This window comes from Pseudoflavonifractor capillosus, assembly GCF_016902575.1.
Taxonomy (GTDB): domain Bacteria; phylum Bacillota; class Clostridia; order Oscillospirales; family Oscillospiraceae; genus Enterenecus; species Enterenecus capillosus_A.
In genome coordinates this window covers 1-23,479 of record NZ_JACSNZ010000029.1, presented here as the reverse complement: position 1 = coordinate 23,479, position 23,479 = coordinate 1, and the positions used below count along the sequence as shown (strand labels likewise).

The following is a 23,479-nucleotide window of genomic DNA, read 5'->3' as shown; positions in this document are numbered from 1 at the left end:
GGATTTCAATTTATTTTCCCGCCTGGGGGCGGGAAAACTCTGCCGAGGGCTTTTCCCATGCAAGATAGTCAAGACTTCTTGCATGACTTTTGCGTTTTTTGACAGTCTGCAACCGTGTTGTGAGACCCCCTCACGGCACGGTTTTTTTGTGGCTCCCTCCGGGAGTGTCTTTCTCAGCGCAGCATCCCCCTTGACAAAATCGAACATATGTATTATCATACATTTAGAACATTGGTTCGACGAATTTTGCAGAAGTGTCGTTTATGGGACTGTATTTGTGAGATACTGCTCTCAAATACAAAAGGAGGATTGTCTATGGAGACCACATATTACACCGTTCCCGCCAGGAGAGTGACTGTGAGCAGCACAGCTCCGGCCTATGAGCAGCCCTTGGTACGGGAGCTGATGTGTCTGCCCCGGCAAGCTCCCGCCCCCGCCCGGGCCCAGGGCCGGGTCATTGACTTCACCGCCTGGAAGGAGGAGCACCTCCAGCCGGTATCTGAGGCTCAGCCTTCCCCCCGCCCTGCCTGCCCCACCACATCCCGCCCTTCCCGGCTGCTGGTGTATGGGGAGTGGGCCGCCACCCTGGCTGTGATGGCCACCATGCTGCTGCTGGTGTGCCGCATTTTGGTGGCATAATCACCAAACTTGGCAAAATCCAAAAATAAAAGGAAAAATCCCTTTACAATCGGGGCATTCTTATGATATGCTATCTTAGCATTTTGATGCACACCCGTCAGCTTAGTTTCGGGACACAGCCCGTGTGTTTGCGGGGGATTCACCCGCCCGATACTCAGCGTCCGGGCAGAATTTTTGAAAGGTGGAAATTACCCATGATTCGTAAGGACCAGAAGACTGCCGTCATCGAGGCCAACCGTACCCACGAGACCGACACCGGTTCTCCCGAGGTTCAGATCGCCATCCTCACCGCCCGCATCCAGGAGCTCACCGAGCACCTGAAGGTGCACATCCACGACAACCACAGCCGTCGTGGCCTGCTGAAGATGGTTGGTAAGCGTCGCAAGATGCTGGATTACCTGGCTAAGAAGGACATCGAGCGTTACCGCGCTATCATTGCCAAGCTGGGCATCCGCAAGTAATGTTGTGAAGATAGGGCGGTGTGATTCCACACCGCCCTTTGTTCCTTCCATCCGTCGGAGTAGATGCTTTTAGCAGTTGAACATGGGTCTCACCAACAGGAGGGGCCTGTGTTCAAGTGCTAAAGTGTGATCGCTCCGGCCAAAACCAAAGAAAAGGAGTGTATCAACCCATGTCTACCATCATCAAGCACAAGGAATTTACCCATCACAAGGTATATGAGACCGTGGTTGCCGGCCGCCCTCTGAAGATCGAGGTGGGCAAGATGGCCGAACTGGCCAACGCCGCCGCCATGGTGACCTACGGTGAGACCAGCGTTCTGGTGGCTGTCACCGCCTCCGCCCGTCCCCGGGACGGCATCGACTTCTTCCCCCTGTCCGTGGACTTCGAGGAGAAGCTGTACGCCGTGGGCCGCATCCCCGGCTCCTTCATGCGCCGTGAGGGCCAGCCCTCCCTGCCCGCCGTGCTGGCCAGCCGTCTCATTGACCGCCCCATCCGTCCCCTGTTTCCCACTGACCTGCGCAACGACGTGGTGGTGACCTGCACCGTCATGAGCGTGGATTACGACTGCTCCCCCGAGGTCACCGCCATGATCGGTGTCTCCGCCTGCCTGTCCTACTCCGATATTCCCTGGAACGGCCCCATCGGCTGCATGGAAGTGGGCTATGTGGACGGCCAGATCATCATGAACCCCACCCGGGAGCAGAAGCACGAGTCCCAGATGGATGTGACTGTGGCCGCCACCATGGACAAGGTGGTCATGATCGAGGCCGGCGCCAAGGAGATCCCCGACGAGATCATGTACGAGGGCATTGTGAAGGCCCACGAGGAGATTCGCAAGCAGGTGGCGTTCATCAACGGCATCGTGGCCGAGATCGGCAAGCCCAAGTTCGAGTATCAGCACGCCTCCTTCAACCAGGAGCTGTTTGACGACATCGTGGCCAACTTCATGGACGAGGCCAAGGCCGCCATGGACACCGACGACAAGAACGTGCGGGAGCAGCGCTGGAACGCCATGATCGACCACTGGCACGAGAAGTATTTGGAGACCTATCCCGATATGGACCAGTACCTGGAGGAGTTCACCTACAAGTTCCAGAAGAAGATCGTCAAGGCCTGGCTGCTGGAGGGCCACCGTGTGGACGGCCGTGCCAAGAACGAGATCCGTCCTCTGGCCGCCGAGGTGGGCGTACTGCCCCGTGTTCACGGCTCCGGCCTGTTTACCCGTGGTCAGACTCAGGTGCTGTCTGTGTGTACCCTGAACACCCTGGCCGCCTCCCAGAAGCTGGACACCATCTGGGAAGAGGACGAGAAGCGTTATATGCACCACTACAACTTCCCCGGCTACTCCGTGGGTGAGGCCCGTGGTGCCCGTTCCACCAACCGCCGTGAGAAGGGCCACGGTGCCCTGGCCGAGCGCGCTCTGGAGCCTGTGATCCCTAGCGTGGAGGAGTTCCCCTACGCCATTCGTGTGGTGTCTGAGGTGTTGTCCTCCAACGGTTCCACCTCTCAGGGCTCCATCTGCGGCTCCACTCTGGCCCTCATGGACGCTGGTGTGCCCATCAAGGCCCCTGTGGCCGGCATCTCCTGCGGCCTGATCCAGGACGACGACGGCTCCTTCACCACCTTCATCGACATCCAGGGCGTGGAGGACTTCCACGGCGAGATGGACTTCAAGGTGGCCGGTACCAAGAAGGGCATCACCGCCATTCAGATGGACCTGAAGAACGACGGTCTGTCCCACGCCATCATCAAGGAGGCCCTGGAGATCACCCGTGATGCCCGCTATGCCATTCTGGACGAGATCATGCTGCCCTGCATCTCCGAGCCCCGTGCCGAGGTCAGCGAGAACGCCCCCAAGATGATCAAGATGAAGATCGACGCCGACAAGATCCGTGAGGTCATCGGTTCCGGCGGCAAGGTCATCCAGAAGATTTGCGCCGACACCGGCGCCAAGATCGACATCGAGGATGACGGCACCATCTTCATTGCCGGTGTGGACAAGGCCTCCTGCGAGGCCGCCAAGAAGACCATCGAGACCATCGTGTTTGTCCCCGAGGTGGGTGCTCTGTACTACGGTAAGGTGGTGCGCATCCTCCAGTTCGGCGCCTTTGTGGAGCTGGCCCCCGGCAAGGACGGCATGGTGCACATCTCCAAGCTGGCCAACCGCCGTGTGGAGAAGGTGGAGGACGTGGTGAACATCGGCGACATGATCTGGGTCAAGGTCACTGACATTGACGAGAAGGGCCGTGTGAACCTGTCCTACAAGGACGCTCTCCGGGAAATCGAGGCCAAGAAGGCCGCTGGCGAGCCCATTAAATAAAAAAATCCAAGGCGCTGTGGAACGGTTTCCACAGCGCCTTGGATTTTTTGAATGATTAACGAAGAATGAAAAATGAAGAATGCAGGCCCTTTAGCGTCTGCCAACTCCAGATCCTCCCTCTGGGATGGAGCCTTACGCCTATTTTTCGGTCTCTGCCTCAAATTGGAATCCGTGCCGCTTGCGGCACACCACAATGATTCATGATTCATTTATCATTATTCATTCCTCTGCGCTGGGCGCAGAGGAAAAATTTTTCTCCTCGAAATCTGCTGACAACGACAGCTGAGTTTGTTATACTGGAAGTGGAAGAAGAACAACCTTGTGTTATTGTAGATGGGAGGTTTTTTCCTATGTGGATATCACCCCACGCAGAGGAGTTCTTTCGGTGCCTGTCTCCTCTGCTTTCCTCCAAGGAGGTCAACGCCATGCGGCAATGGAGGCACCACTTTTCCGTGACTTGTTATGAGCACTCCCTCTTTGTGGCCTACATGGCCTACCGCATTGCCCAGTGGTTTGGCTGGGACTGCCGGGAAGCCGCCCGGGCGGGACTGCTCCACGACTTGTACCTGTACGACCCCGCAGACCGCAATGCCCATCCCGGCAACCAGTGCCTGGATCACCCGGTATTTGCCCTGCGCAACGCCCAGGCCCTGTGCCCTGACCTCAGTGCACGGGAGGCCAACGCCATTGTCTCCCATATGTGGCCCCTGGCGGTGCATCTGCCCCGCTCTCGGGTGGCCATTGCGGTGAATTTGGCAGATAAACTGTGCGCCACCATCGAAGTGGCCCAGCTTTACAGGGTCATTCCCCTGCGCCGTCGGCTTATGGCCCGGATGGGTTGCTGCTGATTTTTCCAGTATCTGTATTTTAAGTGTGTTAAATTTTCCCCGGTCTGTTGCCCATTTCACAGGCCGGTGGAAAATTTGTGTCCTTTTTTTGTGTATAAGGAAGGATTTTGTGCAAATTGCAATTTCCCTCTTCAAAAACCGGGGGATTCTGATATAATATTCTAGATATATTTTGTCAGCTTATGTGGTGGGCGGGGCCAGCTCCCGCACCGGCACTGGATACACCCTTACAACATCATCACACACAGAGAGGAAGTACAACAATGATTTCTCACGGTAAAGATCTGAAAATCTTCTCCGGCAGCTCCAACCGTGCGCTGGCTGAGGCCATCTGCAAGGATCTGAGCATCCCCCTGGGCAGCGCTGAGGTGGGCGCATTCTCCGACGGCGAGAACTTCGTCTCCATTCACGAGACCGTGCGTGGCTCCGACGTGTTCGTGGTTCAGTCCACCAGCTCCCCCGTCAATGACAACCTGATGGAGCTGCTGATTATGATCGACGCTCTGAAGCGGGCCTCCGCCGGGCGCATCACCGCCGTGATCCCCTACTTTGGCTACGCCCGTCAGGACCGCAAGACCAAGCCCCGTGATCCCATCTCCGCCAAGCTGGTGGCTAACCTCATCACCCGGGCCGGTGCTGACCGTGTGCTGACCATGGATCTCCACGCCAACCAGATCCAGGGCTTCTTCGATATCCCTGTGGACAATCTGCTGGGCTCTCCTGTGTTTGTGGATCACTTCCTCCGCCGCTTTGCCGCCGTCCACGACGAGACCATGGTGGTCTCCCCCGACGTGGGTTCCGTGGCCCGTGCCCGTGCCTTCGCTCAGAAGCTGGACATGCCCATGGCCATTGTGGATAAGCGCCGCCAGAAGGCCAACTCCTCTGAGGTGATGAATATCATCGGCGAGGTGAAGGACAAGCACGTCATCCTGCTGGACGACATGGTGGACACCGGCGGATCTCTGTGCCACGCCGCTCAGGCTCTGGTGGACATCGGCGGCGCCAAGTCCGTCACCGCTGCCGCCTCCCACGGCGTGCTCTCCGGCCCCGCTCTGGAGCGCATCAACGCCTCCGTGCTGGACGAGGTTCTGTTCCTGGACACCATCCAGCCCCGGGACGACATCGCCCAGGCTTGCCCCAAGATCAAGTATCTGTCCGTGGCTCATATGTTTGCCGAGGCCATTGCCCGCATCTACGAGGAGCGGTCTGTGTCCAAGCTGTTCCAGTAAGCACTCTCTTTGGAGGGCTGTTGCAGGTGGTGCCTGCAACAGCCCTTTTTTCTTCTCTTCTGGGGAAGAGGGCCTGACCCTCTATCCTTCCCTTGTTCAGGCTTGCCAGCCGGGTGAGGACGCTCCGCTCTCCAAAGGTGCCCCTGAGTCAGGGGAGCTGGCACCACAGGCGACTAAGGGCTTGTCCCTCTCCAGGTTACCAGCACAGCCTTGCCAGCCTGGTAATTTGCTCCGCAGGGTGGCTTTCTCAGCGATGAGAAAGCCACCAAAGAATCGCCAAAGGAGGGGCCTTCCCCCTCCTTGTGGAATCCACCCTGCCGGTACGAGGCTGTCCTTGCGTCAAGGTGATCTTCGGCCCTTGGCCCGGTGGGGTCACATAGATGGCATGGCAATTCTATGGGTAGTGCCTGCTCCTCTGTCAGCGTGTACTTCTACCCCCGGGGCCTTACCCTGGTGTGCCGCTGTTCCCAGCGGCCGATGGCCTGGCTCCCGGCGGCGGGAACGCCGCTGCACCAAGGTAGGCCCGGATGTGAAAATCGCCCGGCCATAGGGCCAGCTACCCAGGGCAGCCTGGTGTGGTGGCAGTGACAGGGGCCACAGCAAGGGTGACGGGCCGAACACCAGCTTGACGCATTCCCAGCCTGGTACCCCAGGGGGGTACTTAGGGGGGAACGCCCTAAGCGATTCTTTCCCCGATTTCTCATCGTGGAGAAATCGGGCCCAGCGGAGCGTCCCTGCCAAGGGCGCTGGTTTCCGCCAGGGAAATTGGAGAAGCATAGTCCTCCAAAAATAAAGCAAAAAGGAGTTTTCCCCATGTTTTTTGGTAAAAAGCTGCCGGTGACCTGGCTGGTGGTGGGCCTGGGCAACCCGGGCGACAAATACGAAAACACCCGGCACAACGCCGGATTTATGGCCATTGACCAGCTGGCCGACCGGGGGGACTTCCCGGTGCAGCGGCTGAAATTCCACGCCCTGACCCAGCAGGCCACCATCTCCGGCCAGGGGGTGCTGGTGATGAAACCCACCACCTACATGAACCTGTCCGGGGACGCTGTGGCAGAGGCCGCCGCCTTCTACAAGGTACCTCCGGAGCATATCCTGGTACTGTGTGACGACGTGTCCCTTCCCGTGGGCAAGCTGCGCATCCGGTTGAGCGGCTCCGCCGGGGGCCACAACGGTCTCAAGCACATCATCCAGCGCCTGGGCACCGATCAATTCCCCCGGTTAAAGATCGGCGTGGGGGCCAAGCCCCACCCAGACTACGACATGGCCGACTGGGTGCTGGGTAAGTTTGTGGGTCCCGACAAGACCGCTATGGAGGAGGCCACCCTACGGGCGGCCCAGGCGGTGGAATGCTATCTCAAGGACGGGCCCCAAAAGGCCATGAATCAGTTCAACTAACTCCGTGGAAAAGGAGCCGTTATGAAGGAATTACTCCACATTCTCCAACAAGTGCCCCAGTTTCCCGCCCTGGTGCAGGCCCTGGAGAAGGGCCAGTCCCCGGCAGCGGTGTCAGGGCTGTCCCGGGTACACCGGGCCCACTTTGCCGCCGGTCTGGGTACCGCCCTGGACCGGCCGGTGGTGATGGTGTGCGCCGATGAGGATGAGGCCCAGGCCCTGGGCCGGGACATCACCGCCTTCACCGGCTGGCCGGTCACGGTGCTGGGCAGCCGGGAATTTAACTTCTACCACGGGGCGGTGGCCTCCCACCAGGAAGAGCACCGCCGCCTGGCCGCCTTTTACGCCATGGCCCAGGGCCAGTGCAAGGTGATTGCTGCCACGGTGGAGGGGCTTTTGCAGCGTACCCTCTCCCCCCAGGAGCTGGAGGAACATGTGGTAACCATCTGCCAAGGCGGCTCCTACGACCCCACCCAGCTGGCTGATGCCCTGTCCGCCCTGGGCTACACCCGATGCGACCAGGTGGAGGGTGTGGGCCAATTCGCCCTACGGGGCGGCATTCTGGACGTGTATTCCCCCGCTCAGGACCACCCGGTGCGGGTGGAGTTCTGGGACACCGACGTGGACTCCATGGGCCTGTTTGACATTACCACCCAGCGCCGGGTGGGACATTTGGACAAGGCTGTGTTTCTCCCGGTGCGGGAGGTGCTGCCTCAGCGGCTGGAAGACGGCAGCTGGCAGCAGGTGCCCGACCACCAGCTGCCCCAGCGCTACCCGGTGTCCCACACCGCCGTCCACCACCTGCCCCCCGATGCCGTGGTGTGCCTGTCCGAGTCCAGCCGTGTGGCAGAACGGGCGAAAACCTGGCTGTGGCAGCTGGATGAGGATGTGAAAACCCTGGTGGAGAGCGGGGTTTCCCTGGGCAGACACGCCACCTTCGCCCTCACCTTTCCCCACCTCATGGAGGAGCTTCAGCAGTTCCCCCTGTGCTTTTTGGACTCCTTCACCACCTCCTCCCTGCCTCTGGCCCCCATGGCCATGTTCAACGCCCAGGGCCGTCAGCTGTCCTCCTTCGGCGCCAATCTGGACTCTGCTGCCGCCGATTTGACCCAGCTGCAAAGCGCCAACACCGGTGCCATCGTGCTGGTGGGCAGTGAGCAGCAGGCGTTGAACCTCCAGGCCATGCTGCGGGAGCGGAAAATCCGCTCAGCGGTGGACTTCCAGCTCCATGAGCTGCCCGCTCCCGGGGCCATCACCATTGCCGTGGGTGGCCTGTCCGCAGGCTTTGACTACATCGGCTGCCCCTTTGCGGTGCTCACCCAGGGCCAGAGCCAGGGCAAAAAGAAGGGCAAACGGTTAAAATACGCCGCCGACCGCCGCCGGGTGGACTCCTTCACCGACCTGACCCCCGGGGATCTGGTGGTACACGAGCACCACGGCATCGGCCGCTTTGCGGGCCTGACCCGCATGAAGGTGGACGGCATCGACAAGGACTATATCAAGCTGGCCTATGCCGGAACCGACACCCTGTACCTCCCCGCCACCCAGCTGGATGCCATCTCCAAGTACATTGGCGGCGGGGACGACCCCCAGCACAAGAAGCTGTCCAAGCTGGGGGGCACCGAGTGGGAACGGGCCAAAACCCGCACCCGTGCGGCGGTGAAGGATTTGGCCAAAGGTCTCATCCAGCTCTATGCCCAGCGGCAGCGGCAGCCGGGGTACGCCTTTGCCCCGGATTCGGCGTGGCAGCGGGAATTTGAGGACGACTTTCCCTATGAGGAGACGGAGGATCAGCTGCGCTCCATTGCGGAAATCAAGAAGGACATGGAGGCGCCCCGGCCCATGGATCGCCTTTTGTGCGGGGACGTGGGCTACGGAAAAACCGAGGTGGCCCTGCGGGCCATCATGAAGTGTGTGCTGGACGGCAAGCAGGCCGCCATTCTGGTGCCCACCACCGTGCTGGCCCGGCAGCACTACCTCACCGCCAAGGCCCGGTTTGCCAAGTACCCGGTGGAAATTGAGGTGGTGTCCCGGTTCCGCACCCCCGCCCAGATGAAAAACGCCCTGGCTGGGGTGGAAAACGGCTCGGTGGACATTCTCATCGGCACCCACCGACTGCTGCAAAAGGACGTGCACTTCAAGAATTTAGGGCTGCTGGTGGTGGACGAGGAGCAGCGGTTCGGGGTGACCCATAAGGAGCGGCTCAAGGAGCTGGCCCGACAGGTGGATGTGCTCACCCTCTCCGCCACCCCCATTCCCCGGACGCTGAACATGGCCCTGTCTGGCATCCGGGATATGTCCGCCATTGAGGAGCCCCCCTCCAACCGTCAGCCGGTGCAGACCTACGTGTTGGAGCACAACTGGTCTGTGCTGGGAGATGCCATGCGCAGGGAGCTGGAGCGTGGCGGTCAAGTCTACTACCTCCACAACCGGGTGGACACCATCCACGCCACGGCGGTGAAGATCCAGGAGATGCTGGGCGAGGACGTGACGGTGGCGGTGGGCCACGGGAAGATGAGCCAGGAGGAGCTGTCCGACGTGATGGCCCGCATGGGGGACGGGGAGATCGACGTGCTGGTGTGCACCACCATCATCGAAACCGGCATTGACATTGCCAACGCCAACACCCTCATCATCGAGGATGCGGATAAATTGGGCCTGGCCCAGCTCCACCAGATCCGGGGCCGGGTGGGCCGCTCCACCCGCAAGGCCTACGCCTATATGACCTACCGCACCGGAAAGGTGCTCAGTGAAGTGGCCACCAAGCGGCTGTCCGCCATCCGGGAGTACGCCGAGTTCGGCTCGGGGTTCCGCATTGCCATGCGGGACTTGGAGATCCGAGGGGCAGGCAACCTCTTAGGCCCCGAGCAGTCGGGCTTTCTCATGAGTGTGGGGTATGATCTGTACCTGAAGCTGTTGGAGGAGGCGGTTTTGGCGGAAAAAGGCGAAGTTCCGGTCCAGGTGCGGGACTGCACCGCCGATCTGTCGGTGCCCGCCTCCATCCCGGAGCGGTATGTGCCCTCCGCCCAGCAGCGCATGGACTTGTATCGGCGCATTGCCCGCATCCGCACGGAGGAGGACGGGGACGACGTCACCGACGAGCTCATTGACCGCTTCGGTGACCCACCCCGTGGGGTGAACAACCTCATCTCCATCGCCCTGCTCCGTGCTCAGGCAGCCAGGTGCGGCATGGTGGATATCTCCCAGAAGGGGGCTTCCATCCAGTTTACTCTGGAGGAATTTGACCTCCAGGCCATCGCCACCCTGGGGGAGAGCTACCCCCGGCGGCTGGTGTTCACCCCGGGCAAGGACAAGGGGCTTCTCACCTTGAAGCTGCAAAAGGGGGAGGACCCGTTGCGGGTGTCCCAGCAGCTGGTGGAGAAGTACGCCGCTCTGTTGCCGAAGCAATACAGATTTCCCCTTCCGATAATATCTTCTTGACACTAATCCTATTTTATGTAATAATTCCAAATATAGGTATAATCTTTGTTTTGTCAAGTTTTATAGAATGTCTGTAAAGGGATGTGGTACTCATGGTTTAGTGTTGAACACAGTCAGGCTTTTCCGCTTGTCGCTTATGACTATGGAGGTGTAAAATGAACACTAGTAATTGGTTAAAATCTGCATTAACAATGGGCTTATCTTTCTCTATGGTTTTGGGATTAGTCCCCACCGTTCGTGCTCAAGAATCGCCTGAAAAAAACGTCTATACATATAGCACTTTACAAAACGTGGGCAAAGTGGTTGATGGGGGAAGTATCTCTGTCAATAATGTTGAAAATTCGCTCTATAGGGTGTTTGAGAACCAAGCAAAAGCCCTTGAGGACATCAAATTAAAAGTTCCCGATCTCTTAGATACGTTGGCCTCCGAATATAATTTAGATCCTTTGTCTGATTCTTGCTGGCAAGAATATAGGGATGCAATGTATATGCTGTTCAATTCAAACAACAAACCTGAAGACTACACTGAGTCCAATAAAGATTTTAGAACATTGAGAGCGTTTTTTGACATATACGAAAACTATCAAAAAAACCAAGAAATCATGGCAGTTTATAACAGCCTTACTACCTCTAGAAGTAGTTCTGTCCAAGCACTGGGGCTCTTGTTGCCATACACAGAACCTCTTGCTCAAGAGTTTATGTCGTTAACTACTTTAACGCAACCAAGAGCTTCCTTTTTTGTAGATAAGGCCGTTGAGTATGCTACAAAGCATGCCACATCTGTTAATTTTCCAACATATTATTATTTTAGCAACGGAGATTGCACAAATTTCGTTTCTCAGATATTGGAAAATTCCGGTGTTAGCCAGGTTGTATATGATAGTGTCTATTCGGGATGGTGGCATAAACGAACTACTGGCATGTTGGGCTACAAGCATACTCACTCCCAATCCTGGACATTGGCCGATGTTTTCGCCCGCTATATGGGAGTAAAGTCTACAAATAAATCTCACATCTCTTTTGCCAAAAACATCGACAAAGGCAATATTATTGGTGCTGACATTGATAGCGATGGTGATTGGGATCACATGGGTTTTGTCACAGCCTCCAATGATTATTACAGTCCTTCTTGTGGTTTTTATGACTACAAAGTGGCTCAACACACATCAGACTATCATGCCTGGACCAGTTCAACAACTAATGGATGGGAAAACATTGGCCCAGACGGCGGTAGGTATGCTCGTATTCGCCATTAAACATGCTTGGGTGTGCTTGCCACGGAATCAGGGGAGCACATACTACCCGATTCAACAAAAGGAGCTTGTGATATGTCTACTAACGCCAAAAAATGTACCCTTTCCCTGTTGATGGGGCTTAACTGTGCGGCCCTGTGCCTGCCCTGGGTCAACTACAGCGGCGTCAAAGTGGTGACCGGCAGCGTGGTCCTGTCCCGGCATCTGGTGGCGTCCCTTGTGGTGCTGGGGCTGTATTTTCTCAGCGTGTGGCTGTACCAGTTGTGGAAACCCGGGTGTTTTATCCTGGGTCTGGCCTGCCTGTGCGTCCTCCTGGGAATGATGGCGCAGCAGATTTCCATTTTTGGACCCATCGCCCTGGAATCTCCGGGCCCCTATCTGGGGGTGGGCGCCGTGGTGCTCAATGTGGTGGTGTATGTGGTCCTGCTCAGACGTACGTTTTCCCCTCAAACAGAATAAATTACAACGGCAGATGCAGGTTTTGGCTGCATCTGCCGTCATTTTTTGCTGTATTTTCTTAATGTGCACCCCTTGGCTCCCCCTCTGGGGGAGCTGGCAGCCCAATGGGGCTGACTGAGAGGGTTTGCTCTTCTCCAATTTCTCAGGTGCAAACCTGCACCCCCGGTGGGGACGCTCCGCTGGGCCCAATTTCTCAGCGATGAGAAATTGGGGAAAGAATCGCTTAGGGCGTTCCCCCCTAAGAACCTCCCTGGGGTACTTGGCTGGAATTGCGTCAAGTTGCTTTTCGGCCCGTCACTCTTGCTGTGGCTCCTGGTACTGCCACCACACCAGGCTACCCCGGGCAGCTGGCCCTATGGCTGGGCGGTTTCCCCGTCCGGGCCTACTCGGGTGGTGCGGTGTTGCCACCGCCGGGAGCCAGGCGTCCCGATCGCTGCCAGACTGCTTGTGTTGCACCTCGTAGGGGCGGATATCATCCGCCCAAACCCAGGGCAATGGAACCGCCAGGGCGGATGATATCCGCCCCTACGGCTGGGCATCACCAGGCCCCCGTCCCCTTGAAATCCGTGCTGCTGTAAGCGGCACACCATAATTCTTCATTCTTCATTCTTCATTTTTCATTATTCATTAAAAGATTACCAGCTGACCCGCTCCAAAATCCCGGTGAGGAACGCAATGGCCACCCCGTAGTTGGTCATGGGCACCCCCTGCTTTTGCGCCTGGGACAGGCGGGCAAGCACATAGGCCCGGTTGAACATACATCCCCCGCAGTGGATGACCAGGTCATACCCGGTGAGGTCACGGGGAAAGTCGCTGCCCGCCACCACGTCCACCTGAAGCCTCTGCCCCACCCGTTTCCGCAGCAGGTTGGGGATTTTCACCCGCCCAATGTCCTCCTCCAGAGGGGCATGGGTGCAGCCTTCCGCAATGAGCACCCGGCTGTGCTGGGTCAATGTCCCAATGGCCTGGGCCCCCTGGGCAAAGGCGTCAATGTCCCCCTTCTCCGCCGCCATGAGGATGGAAAAGGAGGTCAACAGGCTCTCCTGGGGCTTATTTGCCGCCACCAGAGGGAAACACTGGGAGTCGGTGATGATGAGCTGAGGCGGGGCCTTCAGCGCCGCCAGCGCCCCCTCCAGCCCGTCGGCGGTACAGCTGACCACGGTGCACTTGGTGTCCAGCAAATGCCGGATGGTGCGCACCTGGGGGAGGATAAGCCGCCCCTTGGGGGCCTGGATGTCCTGGGGCATCACCAGCAGCACCACGTCGCCGGCGCTGCACAGGCCCCGGGTCAAGTCCTGCCGCCCAAAGTCCTCGGGCACCAGGGCGGCCAGAGCAGTGCGCAGGGTGTCAATGCCTGCCCCGGTGGCGGCACTCACCGCCACCGCCCGCTGGCTGAGCTCCTTTGGCAGCTGGGCCGGGGGCTCCACATCCCCCTTGGTCTGCACCACCAGGAAGGGGATGTCCTTCTCTCTCAGCTGGTTGGCCCACTGCAAATCCTCCTGGGTGGGCGTGCCCGAAATCACCAGCAGGGCCACGTCCGCCCGGGCCAGGGTGTCCTGGGTGGCAGCCACCCGCAACTTGCCCAGTTCCCCCTCATCGTCGTACCCGGCGGTGTCAATGAAGAGCACCGGGCCAATGGGGTGCAGCTCCATGGCCTTTTTCACCGGGTCGGCGGTGGTGCCCGCCACCGGGGACACCAGGGCCACCTGCTGCCCGGTGAGGGCGTTGATGAGGCTGGACTTGCCCCCGTTGCGCCGCCCGTACAGGGCGATGTGCAGCCGCTGGGCGGCGGGAGTCTCGTGTAATTCGCTCATGGTCTTGTCCTCCTGGTCAGAACCGGAAGTCCCGCATGCCGCCCTCCATGTCGTGGAGGTGGCGCAGCACCGTGTCCTTGACCTTGGGGTTGGTGATTTTCTCTACTTCCTTTTCAATGAGAGCCAGGCCCTTGGCCTTTGTCTCGGGGCTGGCGTAGTCCTCCAGGTACTCTTTGAGGGTCATCAGGGCGTTGGGGTGGCAGCAGTTGACGATTTGTCCGCTCTTACACAGGGACATGAACCGGTCACCGGTGCGGCCCTCCCGGTAACAGGCGGTACAGAAGCTGGGGATGTGGCCCATGTCCAGCAGCCAGCTCACCACCTGGTCCAGGGTGCGGGTGTCGCTGACCTCAAACTGGGAGGAGTCCTCCTCCTCCTCTTCGGCGTAGCCGCCCACGCTGGTGCGGCTGCCGCCGCTGATCTGGGACACCCCCAGTTCCAGCACCTTCTCCCGGCACTCCTTGCTCTCCCGGGTGGAGATGATGAGGCCCGTGTAGGGCACGGCAATGCGCAGCACCGCCACGATCTTGGCAAAGAGATCGTCGCTGATGCCGTTGTCGAACTGGTCGGGGTCGATGTCATCGGCCCGGCGCAGCCGGGGCACGCTGATGGTGTGGGGCCCCACTCCATACACCGCCTCCAGGTGCTCGGCGTGCATCAGAAGGCCCACAAAGTCGTAGTCATACAGGTTCAGGCCGAAGAGCACCCCGCAGCCCACGTCGTCAATGCCCCCCTCCATGGCCCGGTCCATGGCCTCGGTGTGGTAGGCGTAGTCGCTCTTGGGCCCGGTGGGGTGCAGGTCCTCATACTGGGCCTGGTTGTAGGTCTCCTGGAAGAGGATGTAGGTGCCAATGCCCGCCTCCTTCAACTTGCGGTAGTTCTCCACCGTGGTGGCGGCAATGTTCACATTCACCCGGCGGATGGCCCCGTTTTTGTGGTGGATGGAGTAGATGGTGTGGATGCTCTCCAGCAGGTACTCCATGGTGTTGTGGACCGGGTCCTCTCCCGTCTCCAGAGCCAAACGCTTGTGGCCCATGTCCTGGAGGGCCACCACCTCCCGGACAATCTCCTCCTGGGTGAGCTTTTTCCGGGGGATGTGCTTGTTTTGCCCGTGGTAGGGGCAGTATTTGCAGCCATTGATGCAGTAGTTGGACAGGTACAGGGGGGCAAACATCACAATGCGGTTGCCGTAGAACTTCTCCTTGATGCGTCGGGCCAAATCATACATCCGCTCCACCAGGTCGGGCTGATCGCAATGGAGGAGCACCGCCGCCTCCCGGTGGGTCAGCCCCTTGCAGTTCTCCGCTTTCTCCAGCAGCTGCTCCACCAGAGCCCGGTCATTTCCATGTTCCTTGGCGTAGGCCAGGGTGTCAAGGATCTCACCGTGGTGGATAAACTCCTGGGCAATGTGAGATTTGGGATTGTACTGGTACTGCATAGCAAGTTCCTTCTTTCTCCTTGATATCACAGGGGCACACGCCCCAGGCTTCTGATCTGCTCCTCCAGCTGCTGACGCTGGGCGGGGATGTCTGTGTCAGGCAGGTTGGCAGGGTAGATTTCATACTGTTTTTTGTAGCAGTTGGGGGTGATCTTCCGCATCACCACGTTGGCCCCGCCGGAAAACACCTGTCCGTTGTCCCCCCGCAGGGTGAGGGCGGTGGTGGCGGGCAGGTTGGCCGTGGGCAGCAGCAGCCGGGCCAGGGCCACACAGCGTCGGGTCAGTTCCGGGCTGCCCGCCGTGCCCTCCCGCAGTGGGGTGTCCGGGTGGGGCAAAAAGGGGCCGATGCCCGCCATGTCGCAGGGGATGGAGGCCAGCAGCAGCAAGTCCTCTGCCAGAGTCTCCAGGGTCTGCCCCGGCAGGCCCACCATAAAGCCGCTGCCTGTCTCGTACCCCAGCGCCTTGAGGGTGCGCAGGCATCCCACCCGCTGCTCCAGGGTACTGTCCGGGTGCAGGCGGCGGTACAAGTCCGGGTCGGCGGTCTCGTGCTTGATGAGGTATCGGTCTGTCCCCGCCTCTTTCAGGTAGGCGTAGTCCTCCCCCTTCATCTCCCCACAGCCCAGGGTCACCGCCATCCCCGTTCTGGCCTTGATCTCTGAGATGATTTGCCCCAGCATCCGGGGTGTAAACCAAGGGTCCTCCCCGGACTGGAGCACCAGGGTACGGTACCCCACGGCGGCGGCCTCACAGGCGGCGGAGACAATCTCCTGGGGCGTCATGCGGTAGCGGGGCAGGCTGGTGCGGGGGGCCCGCAGGCCGCAGTAGGTGCACAGGCGGCGGCAGTGGTTGGAGATCTCCAGCAGGGCCCGGATGTGTACCGTGTCCCCCACAGTCTCCCTGCGCACGGCATCAGCCTGGGCGCAGATGGGGTCAAAATCCTCCAGCCCCAGCAGCTCCACCAGCTGCCCCTTGGACAGCCCCGCCATCACTGGGGCTGGGCAGGGGCGTACACCGCCTTGGCGGATACCCCCTGGAGCATCCCCACCTTGCCGGTGAGGGCACTGATGACTCCATTGGGGGCGTCGATGATGACACTGATGACGCTCACCCCCCGCTGGCGGTAGGGCACCCCCATGCGCCCCACAATGTAGCTGCCGTAGTCGTGGAGAATGTTGTTGATGTGGTCGGTGACAGACAGATCTTCCACAATGATGCCGATGACGGCCAGACGTGTCTCCATAGGCTTGCACTCCTTTGTCAAAGAAATAAAAAACTGCCTGCACGGACCATCCGTGCAGGCAGAAAAAGGCAACAAAACCCGCTCCCCCGCCAAACCGGTGGGAGAGTATTTCGGGGTCATCTGCCATCTTTCCCGTGGGGAAATTCCTTCGGGTCAGCACAGGATGGATTCTTCCGTTGGCGGCGGGTATTTGCCCCGGCGCCGCAGGCTGTGTTCCTTCCCAGTATACCACAGCGGCGGGGGGTTGCAAGGGGGTTTTCCCTCCCAATTTTCGAAACATTCTGTATTTTTCTATTCCAATATTACGAGATGTTTTGTCCCATTCCATGAAAAGGGCAATTCAGGCTTGGCAGCCTGGTGGGGACGCTCCCCGCTGGGGGTTTCTTTCTGCTGCCAGAAAGAAACCAAAGACCACTTAGGGCGTTCCCCCCTAAGGACCCCCCTTGGGGTACCAGGCTGGAACTGCGTCAAGCTGGTGTTCGGCCCGTGACCCTTGCTGTGGCTCCTGTTTGTGCCACCACACCAGGCCACCCTGGGCAGCTGGCCCTATGGCCTGGTGATTTCCACCTCCGGGCCTGCCCTGGAGAAGCGGCGTTCCCGCCGCCGGGAACGGCTGCATAGCAACAGGCATAGGCCCTGGTGGGGAAGCCGCGCACGACTGATCCGGCTGTGCACGCTGCAAGGAGTAACTGTTTACCTGGACAGGTACCAGACCAGGGCCGACCATAGACTTAACGCACATCCAGTCCCGTCCCCCAAGGGGGGTACCTAGGGGGGAAAGCCCTGGGCGGGTTTTTCGTGTATTTTTGCCCGGACAAAAATACACCCCAGCGGAGCGTCCCTGCCAGGCTGGCAGGCCTGAAATAGCCCCTTGCAGAGGCATACCCCTTCCATTTTTCGACAACATATTGTATATTCCATTATGTATATTACATATAGTTTATATTTTGACACCATTGCCAAGCCGACTCCAGGCATGGCTGTATCTGGAGTGGCCGGATAAAGGGTTTGCCTTTTCCCCCATTTGGTGATACAATGGGCATCAGCCTGTCCACTGGGCAGGCCAGCACCAACAAAAGGAGTTACAACATGATGACTATGAAAAAGCGCATCACGTCTTTGCTTTTGGCCGTGGGTATGACCGGGTCTCTGGCGGCCTGCTCTACCCCTGATGCAGACCCCTCTGCCTCTCCCGCCGCCTCGGAGGAGATCGTGGCCGATCTGTCCCGGAACATCCTGGACTTCTCCGCCGGACTCAAGGCCGACGAGACCATGCTCACCGTCGACGGTGAGCCCGTTCCCGCCGACTTGTACCTGTACTTCCTGGCAGTGAACTGCACCTACCTGACCCAGAACTACCAGGCCAACGTCAGCGACTACGCCGATCAGCTGAAAGACGACAGCAAGACTGTCACCGCCTACTACAAGCTGCTGGAGATGAAGTGTGAGGAGCTGGGCTGTCCCCTCACCGACGAGCAGCAGACCGAGCTGCAGGAGACCCTGATGTCCGGGGGCCAGGAGGACTATGACAAACGCAAAGAGATCAACGGCCTCAGCGACGAGACCATGAAGTTTGTCTACTCCATCAACTACTTCTATAAGAACGTGCTGGAGGCCACCATTGCCAAGCCCACCGACGAGCAGCTCAACGACTACGTCTACCAGACCCGTCACATTCTGCTCAAGACCGTGGACACCACCGCCACCCCCACCGTCCAGGAGGACGGCTCCTACGCCTACCCCGCCCTGGACGATGAGACCATCGCCGAGAAGAAGGCCCTGGCAGAGGATCTGCTCAGCCAGCTCAATGCCAGCGATGACCCCTCCGCCCTGTTTACCGACCTGATGAACGAGTACAGCGAGGACGAGGGTCTGGAGAGCAGCCCCGACGGCTACACTGCCACCCTGGGGCAGATGGTGTCTCCCTATGAGGAGGCCGCCCTGGCTCTGGACATCGGCGGCATCTCCGGCATTGTGGAGTCTGAGTACGGCTACCACATCATCATCCGGGACCAGGTGGAGAAGCTGTCCGACTACACCGACGAGTGGCGGGACTACCAGATGGGCCTGCAGGTGGACAAGTGGATCGCCGACGCCGACATCCAGACCACTGAGGCTCTGGACAACCTGGATGTGGCGGACTTCTATGCCAAGTTCGATGCCTACCAGGTAGCTCTCAGCGCGGAGTATACCGCCGCCGCTGCCACCCCCTCCCCCTCCGTTGACCCCTCTGCCGACCCTGAGGCCTCCACCTCTGTGGAGGACGAGGCCGTGGGCTGAAGACAATGAAGAACGAAGAATGAAAAATGAAGAATGCAGGCCCAAAACATTGCCGCATTTCTTGGTTTGCTATGCGTAGGGGAGGGGCTTGCCCCTCCCGCAGCTCCCCTGGCATTGCCCTGGGTTTTCGGGCCGGGCAAGCCCGGCCCCTACGGCGGTCTGCCGGGGACTGTGTTCCCTTATAAAATCCGTGCCGCTTGCGGCACACCACAGTTATTCACTATTCATTATTCATGATTCATTTGCCATATTTCCCTTGCACTCTCCCCCGCCCCCTGATACAATGCACCCACAAAATGCGTGCAGCGGGCACAGAGAATAGAAAAAGAAAGACCGATCCGCTCTAATTCCGGGCAGATCGGTCTTTTTTTGTCCCCTTTCTCCCGCTGGACCACAACCAAAGAAGGAGTGCATTTCCATGACGCAGTGGTACACCAAAACCTCGACTCAGACCCTCACCGACCTGGACACAAACCCCCACCGAGGGCTATCCTCCACCCAAGCCGCCCAGCGGCTGGGCCAGTACGGCCCCAACCAGCTGGAAAAGCCCAAGCCCACCCCGCTGGCGGTCCGTTTTCTCCTCCAGCTCAAGGATCCCATGATCCTGGTGCTGCTGGCTGCCGCCATCCTCTCCCTCATCTCCACCGGCGGGGAAGACTGGGTGGAGGCGGCCATCATCCTGCTCATTGTGGTGGTCAATGCGGTGATCTCCATCAGCCAGGAGAACAGTGCCCATAAGGCCCTGGAAGCCCTGGAACAGATGTCCGCCCCCCTGGCCAAAGTGATTCGGGACGGGCAAACGCTGCGCCTGGACACGGCCCGGCTGGTGCCCGGGGACATCATTTTGCTGGAGGCGGGGGATCTGGTGCCCGCCGACGCCCGTATCTTACATAGCGTGAACCTGAAAGCGGACGAGTCCGCCATCACCGGCGAGTCGGTGCCGGTGTCCAAGGAGGCGGGGGCGGTGCTGGCCCAGGACACCGAGGTGGGCGACCAGTCCAACATGGTCATCTCCTCCACCGTCATCACCGCCGGCCGAGCCACCTGCGTGGTCACCGCCACCGGCATGGACACCCAGGTGGGCCACATCGCCGGAATGCTGCTGAACCAGGACGACCCCTCCACCCCCTTGCAGCGGAAGATGGGTGAAATTTCCCGCACCCTGTCCTTTGCCTGTCTGGGCGTGTGCGCCGTCATGTTCGGCATCGGCCTTTTATACCACAAGCCCATCCTGGAGATGTTTCTCACCGCCGTGGCCCTGGCGGTGGCCGCCATTCCCGAGGGTCTGCCCGCCATTGTCACCATCGTGCTGGCCCTGGGCGTACAGCGGATGGTGCGCCACCACGCCATTGTGAAAAAACTCCCGGCGGTGGAGACCCTGGGCTGTGCCGGGGTCATCTGCTCTGACAAGACGGGCACCCTCACCATGAACCGCATGACGGTGGTGCAGGTCTGGACGGCCCGGGAGCAGCACCGGCTGGAGGCCCTCATTGTGGGGGCGCTGTGCAACGATGCCACCCTCAACCACGACGCTGACGGGGTGCCCCACCTGCTGGGCGACCCCACGGAGACCGCCCTGGTGGATGCCGCCCTCACCGAGGGACTGGACAAAGAGATTTTGGAGCAGGAGATGCCGAGAGTGGCGGAACTCCCCTTCGACTCCCAGCGCAAGCTCATGACCACCGTCCACCCCCTGCGGGGCCGATACCGGGTGATGGTGAAGGGCGCCCCTGACGTGCTCCTCTCCCGGTGCACCCACATCCTCTCCGGGGCTGCGGTACCTTTGGATGTGCCCACCCTGCGCCAGGTGGAGAGTGCCAACGCCGCCATGGCTCAAAACGCCCTGCGGGTGCTGGGCTGTGCCTTCAAAGACGTGGATGCCATCCCGTCCCCCAGGGACATGGAGGAAATTTTGGAGCATGATCTGACCTTTGTGGGGCTCCTGGGCCTTATTGACCCCCCCAGAGTGGAGGTAAAGGAGGCGGTGGCGCAGTGCTTTGCCGCCGGCATCCGCCCGGTGATGATTACCGGAGACCACAAGCTCACCGCCGTGGCCATTGCCAAGGAGTTGGGCATCTTCCGGGACGGGGATCTGGCCCTCACCGGGGCGGATCTGGACTTTATGCCCCAGCAGCTCCTGGAGCAGGAGGCGGACAAATTCACCGTCTACGCCCGGGTGTCCCCAGAGCACAAGATGCGCATCGTCCAAGCCCTGCAAAAGAAGGGGTATGTGGTGGCCATGACCGGGGACGGAGTCAACGACGCCCCCGCCTTGAAGGCCGCCGACATCGGCTGTGCCATGGGCATCACCGGCACCGACGTGGCCAAGGGGGCCGCCGACATGATCCTCACCGACGACAACTTCGCCACCATCGTCCACGCTGTGGAACAGGGGCGGGGCATCTATGCCAACATCAAAAAATCCATCCACTACCTGCTCTCCTGTAACATCGGGGAGATTTTGACCCTGTTTCTGGCCACCCTCTTCCACTTCCACCAGCCGCCCCTGGTTCCGGTACAGCTTCTCTGGCTCAATCTGGTCACCGACTCCCTGCCCGCCCTGGCCCTGGGGCTGGAGCCGGTGGAGGCGGACGTGATGGAAAAGCCCCCTCGCAAGGCCCACGAGCCTCTGTTCACCCCCGCCTTTACCATCCGCCTGCTGTGGCAAGGTGCCCTGGTGGGCGCGCTGACCCTGCTGGCCTACTTTGTGGGGGAATACCTGCTCAGCGACCCCACCACCGCCGATGCCACCGCCAACACCATGGCCTTTGCCACCCTCACCTTCTGCCAGCTCTTCCACGCCTTTGACGTGCGCAGTGAGCGCCACTCCATTTTCCATCTGGGGGTGCTGTCCAACCCGGCCATGAACCAGGCCTTTTGCATAGGGCTGGCCCTTCAGCTGGCCGTGCTCCTCATTCCGCCCCTGATGGGTGTGTTTCATGTGGCATTTCTTTCCTTGCAGCAGTGGCTGGTCGTGGTGATTTTGTCTATAACTCCTGTTGTGGTGACAGAGGTGGAAAAGAGATTTTTTTCCTAGTCATTAAACTATTTCGTCAAATTCACAAATTTTCGGGGAAATTCACCCCCGCCTCTCCCCCATTTTTTCTATGAAGATGACGAAAATTATATTGTTGATTTTTTCACAAAGTAGAAGTATAATTTGCTTAACTACGACATCCAAGAAGATAACTTATACATCAAACTGGAGGTTACACATCATGAAAGAAGTATACGTGGTAAATTGCTGCCGCACCGCCGTGGGTTCCTTTGGCGGCTCCCTGAAGGACGTGCCCGCTGTGGACCTGGGCGCCACCGTGGTCAAGGAAGTGCTGAACCGTGGCGGCGTGAAGCCCGAGCAGGTGGACGAGGTCATGTTCGGCTGCATCCTCACCGCTGCCCAGGGCCAGAACCCCGCCCGTCAGGTGAGCGTGAAGGCCGGCATCCCCTACTCCGTCCCCGCTTACACCGTTGGTATGGTGTGCGGCTCCGGCATGAAGTCCGTCATCGAGGGCGCTCGTGCCATCCTGGCTGGCGACGCTGACGTGATCGTGGCCGGCGGCACCGAGAATATGTCCGCCGCTCCCTTTGCCCTGCCCAACGAGCGCTGGGGCGCCCGCATGGGTGACAAGAAGGTTGTGGACACCATGATCCGTGACGGCCTGTGGGATGCCTACAACAACTACCACATGGGCACCACCGCCGAGAACATCGCCGACGTGTGGGGCATCACCCGTGAGGAGATGGACGCCTTCGCCGTCAGCTCTCAGAACAAGACTGAGGCTGCTCAGGCCGCTGGTAAGTTCGTGGACGAGATCGTCCCCGTGATGGTGAAGAAGAAGAAGGAAATGGTGGAGTTCAAGGTGGACGAGTTCCCCAAGGCTGGCGTGACCATGGAGTCCGTGGGCAAGCTGCGTGGCGCTTTCCCCGTGGGTCCCGAGGGCGTGGAGGACGAGATTGTCCACACCTTTGAGGTCACTCAGGTCCACGAGGCCGATGCCAAGCAGCACGTCCAGCGTGTCACCGCTGCCAACGCCTCCGGCATCAACGACGGCGCTGCCGCCATCCTGCTGGCCTCCGGCGAGGCTGTGGAGAAGTACGGCCTGAAGCCCATGGCCAAGCTGGTGAGCTGGGGCCAGGGCGGCGTGGATCCCAAGATCATGGGCGTGGGCCCCGTGCCCGCTTCCCGTCAGGCCATGGCCAAGGCCGACCTGAAGATCGAGGATGTGGACCTGGTGGAGGCCAACGAGGCCTTTGCTGCTCAGTCCATCGCCGTGGCCCGTGAGCTGGGCTTTGACATGGACAAGGTCAACGTCAACGGCGGCGCCATCTCCATCGGCCACCCCGTGGGCGCTTCCGGTGCTCGTATCATCGTCACCCTGCTCCACGAGATGCTCAAGCGGGACGACGCCAAGCGTGGCCTGGCCACTCTGTGCATCGGCGGCGGCATGGGCGTTGCCACTATCTTCGAGAAGTGCTAATTTAAGTGCGTCTGAGCACCCGGGAGCAGGGAGCCTGGACCGAAGCGACAGGTAAAGCCCAGCAGCAGCCGACGGCTGTGCGGGTTTGCCTGGAGTCGCAGGGAAGGCGACCGTCGCGAAGGGTGCGAAGCGTATCTGTCCGTGAGGGTAGACGCACCATGCGTCCAACCCGAGCGTGAT

General features: G+C 59.8%; 16 protein-coding genes. 12 read left to right on the top strand and 4 right to left on the bottom strand.

Annotated elements, in window-relative coordinates; all coding sequences use genetic code 11:
* Positions 1-315: 315 nt before the first annotated feature.
* From H9X86_RS08870 to H9X86_RS08830, 9 genes are all read left to right on the top strand, one after another.
* Positions 316-639 (top strand): hypothetical protein, encoded by a 324-nt coding sequence (locus H9X86_RS08870; RefSeq protein WP_204901180.1) that lies wholly within the window; start codon positions 316-318, stop codon positions 637-639.
* Between the two features lie 194 nt (positions 640-833).
* Positions 834-1,100, top strand: a complete 267-nt coding sequence (rpsO, locus tag H9X86_RS08865; protein WP_087232405.1) for a 30S ribosomal protein S15 — start codon at positions 834-836, stop codon at positions 1,098-1,100.
* Between the two features lie 170 nt (positions 1,101-1,270).
* On the top strand, positions 1,271-3,421 hold the full coding sequence (locus H9X86_RS08860; protein WP_204901179.1) for a polyribonucleotide nucleotidyltransferase: 2,151 nt from the start codon (positions 1,271-1,273) through the stop codon (positions 3,419-3,421).
* A 425-nt stretch (positions 3,422-3,846) separates the two neighbouring features.
* The gene (locus H9X86_RS08855) at positions 3,847-4,269 is read left to right on the top strand and encodes an HD domain-containing protein (RefSeq protein WP_243416906.1); all 423 of its coding nucleotides are present in this window, start codon (positions 3,847-3,849) and stop codon (positions 4,267-4,269) included.
* A 263-nt stretch (positions 4,270-4,532) separates the two neighbouring features.
* On the top strand, positions 4,533-5,498 hold the full coding sequence (locus tag H9X86_RS08850; protein ID WP_204901177.1) for a ribose-phosphate pyrophosphokinase: 966 nt from the start codon (positions 4,533-4,535) through the stop codon (positions 5,496-5,498).
* Between the two features lie 813 nt (positions 5,499-6,311).
* Positions 6,312-6,899, top strand: a complete 588-nt coding sequence (gene pth, locus H9X86_RS08845) for an aminoacyl-tRNA hydrolase (protein ID WP_204901176.1) — start codon at positions 6,312-6,314, stop codon at positions 6,897-6,899.
* Between the two features lie 21 nt (positions 6,900-6,920).
* Positions 6,921-10,337 carry a transcription-repair coupling factor gene (mfd, locus tag H9X86_RS08840; protein WP_204901175.1) on the top strand — a complete coding sequence of 1,139 codons (3,417 nt, stop codon included), beginning with the start codon at positions 6,921-6,923 and terminating at the stop codon, positions 10,335-10,337.
* 155 nt (positions 10,338-10,492) lie between these two features.
* A complete protein-coding gene (locus H9X86_RS08835; protein ID WP_204901174.1) occupies positions 10,493-11,593 on the top strand; it encodes an amidase domain-containing protein in 1,101 nt (366 codons plus the stop codon).
* A 72-nt stretch (positions 11,594-11,665) separates the two neighbouring features.
* Positions 11,666-12,049, top strand: coding sequence for a hypothetical protein (locus tag H9X86_RS08830; protein WP_204901173.1), 384 nt, complete (start codon positions 11,666-11,668; stop codon positions 12,047-12,049).
* A 635-nt stretch (positions 12,050-12,684) separates the two neighbouring features.
* Here the strand turns inward: H9X86_RS08830 and hydF are convergent.
* From hydF to H9X86_RS08810, 4 genes are read right to left on the bottom strand one after another with little or no spacing between them, the layout of a single operon-like run.
* On the bottom strand, positions 12,685-13,863 hold the full coding sequence (gene hydF / locus H9X86_RS08825; protein WP_204901172.1) for a [FeFe] hydrogenase H-cluster maturation GTPase HydF: 1,179 nt from the start codon (positions 13,861-13,863) through the stop codon (positions 12,685-12,687).
* 16 nt (positions 13,864-13,879) lie between these two features.
* Positions 13,880-15,301, bottom strand: a complete 1,422-nt coding sequence (hydG, locus tag H9X86_RS08820; protein WP_204901171.1) for a [FeFe] hydrogenase H-cluster radical SAM maturase HydG — start codon at positions 15,299-15,301, stop codon at positions 13,880-13,882.
* A 26-nt stretch (positions 15,302-15,327) separates the two neighbouring features.
* Entirely contained in the window at positions 15,328-16,287 is a 960-nt protein-coding gene (hydE, locus tag H9X86_RS08815; protein WP_204901170.1) for a [FeFe] hydrogenase H-cluster radical SAM maturase HydE, read from the bottom strand.
* A complete protein-coding gene (locus tag H9X86_RS08810) occupies positions 16,287-16,541 on the bottom strand; it encodes a TM1266 family iron-only hydrogenase system putative regulator (protein WP_204901169.1) in 255 nt (84 codons plus the stop codon). The genes hydE and H9X86_RS08810 overlap by 1 nt, the downstream gene beginning before the upstream one ends.
* 1,089 nt (positions 16,542-17,630) lie before the next feature.
* Between H9X86_RS08810 and H9X86_RS08805 the strand changes: the two genes are divergently transcribed.
* The 3 genes from H9X86_RS08805 (at position 17,631) to H9X86_RS08795 (ending at position 23,299) form a co-directional block, all read left to right on the top strand.
* Positions 17,631-18,821, top strand: a complete 1,191-nt coding sequence (locus H9X86_RS08805) for a peptidylprolyl isomerase (protein ID WP_204901168.1) — start codon at positions 17,631-17,633, stop codon at positions 18,819-18,821.
* A 418-nt stretch (positions 18,822-19,239) separates the two neighbouring features.
* On the top strand, positions 19,240-21,858 hold the full coding sequence (locus tag H9X86_RS08800; RefSeq protein ID WP_204901167.1) for a calcium-translocating P-type ATPase, PMCA-type: 2,619 nt from the start codon (positions 19,240-19,242) through the stop codon (positions 21,856-21,858).
* 181 nt (positions 21,859-22,039) lie between these two features.
* On the top strand, positions 22,040-23,299 hold the full coding sequence (locus H9X86_RS08795) for an acetyl-CoA C-acetyltransferase (RefSeq protein WP_204901166.1): 1,260 nt from the start codon (positions 22,040-22,042) through the stop codon (positions 23,297-23,299).
* Positions 23,300-23,479 lie beyond the last annotated feature (180 nt).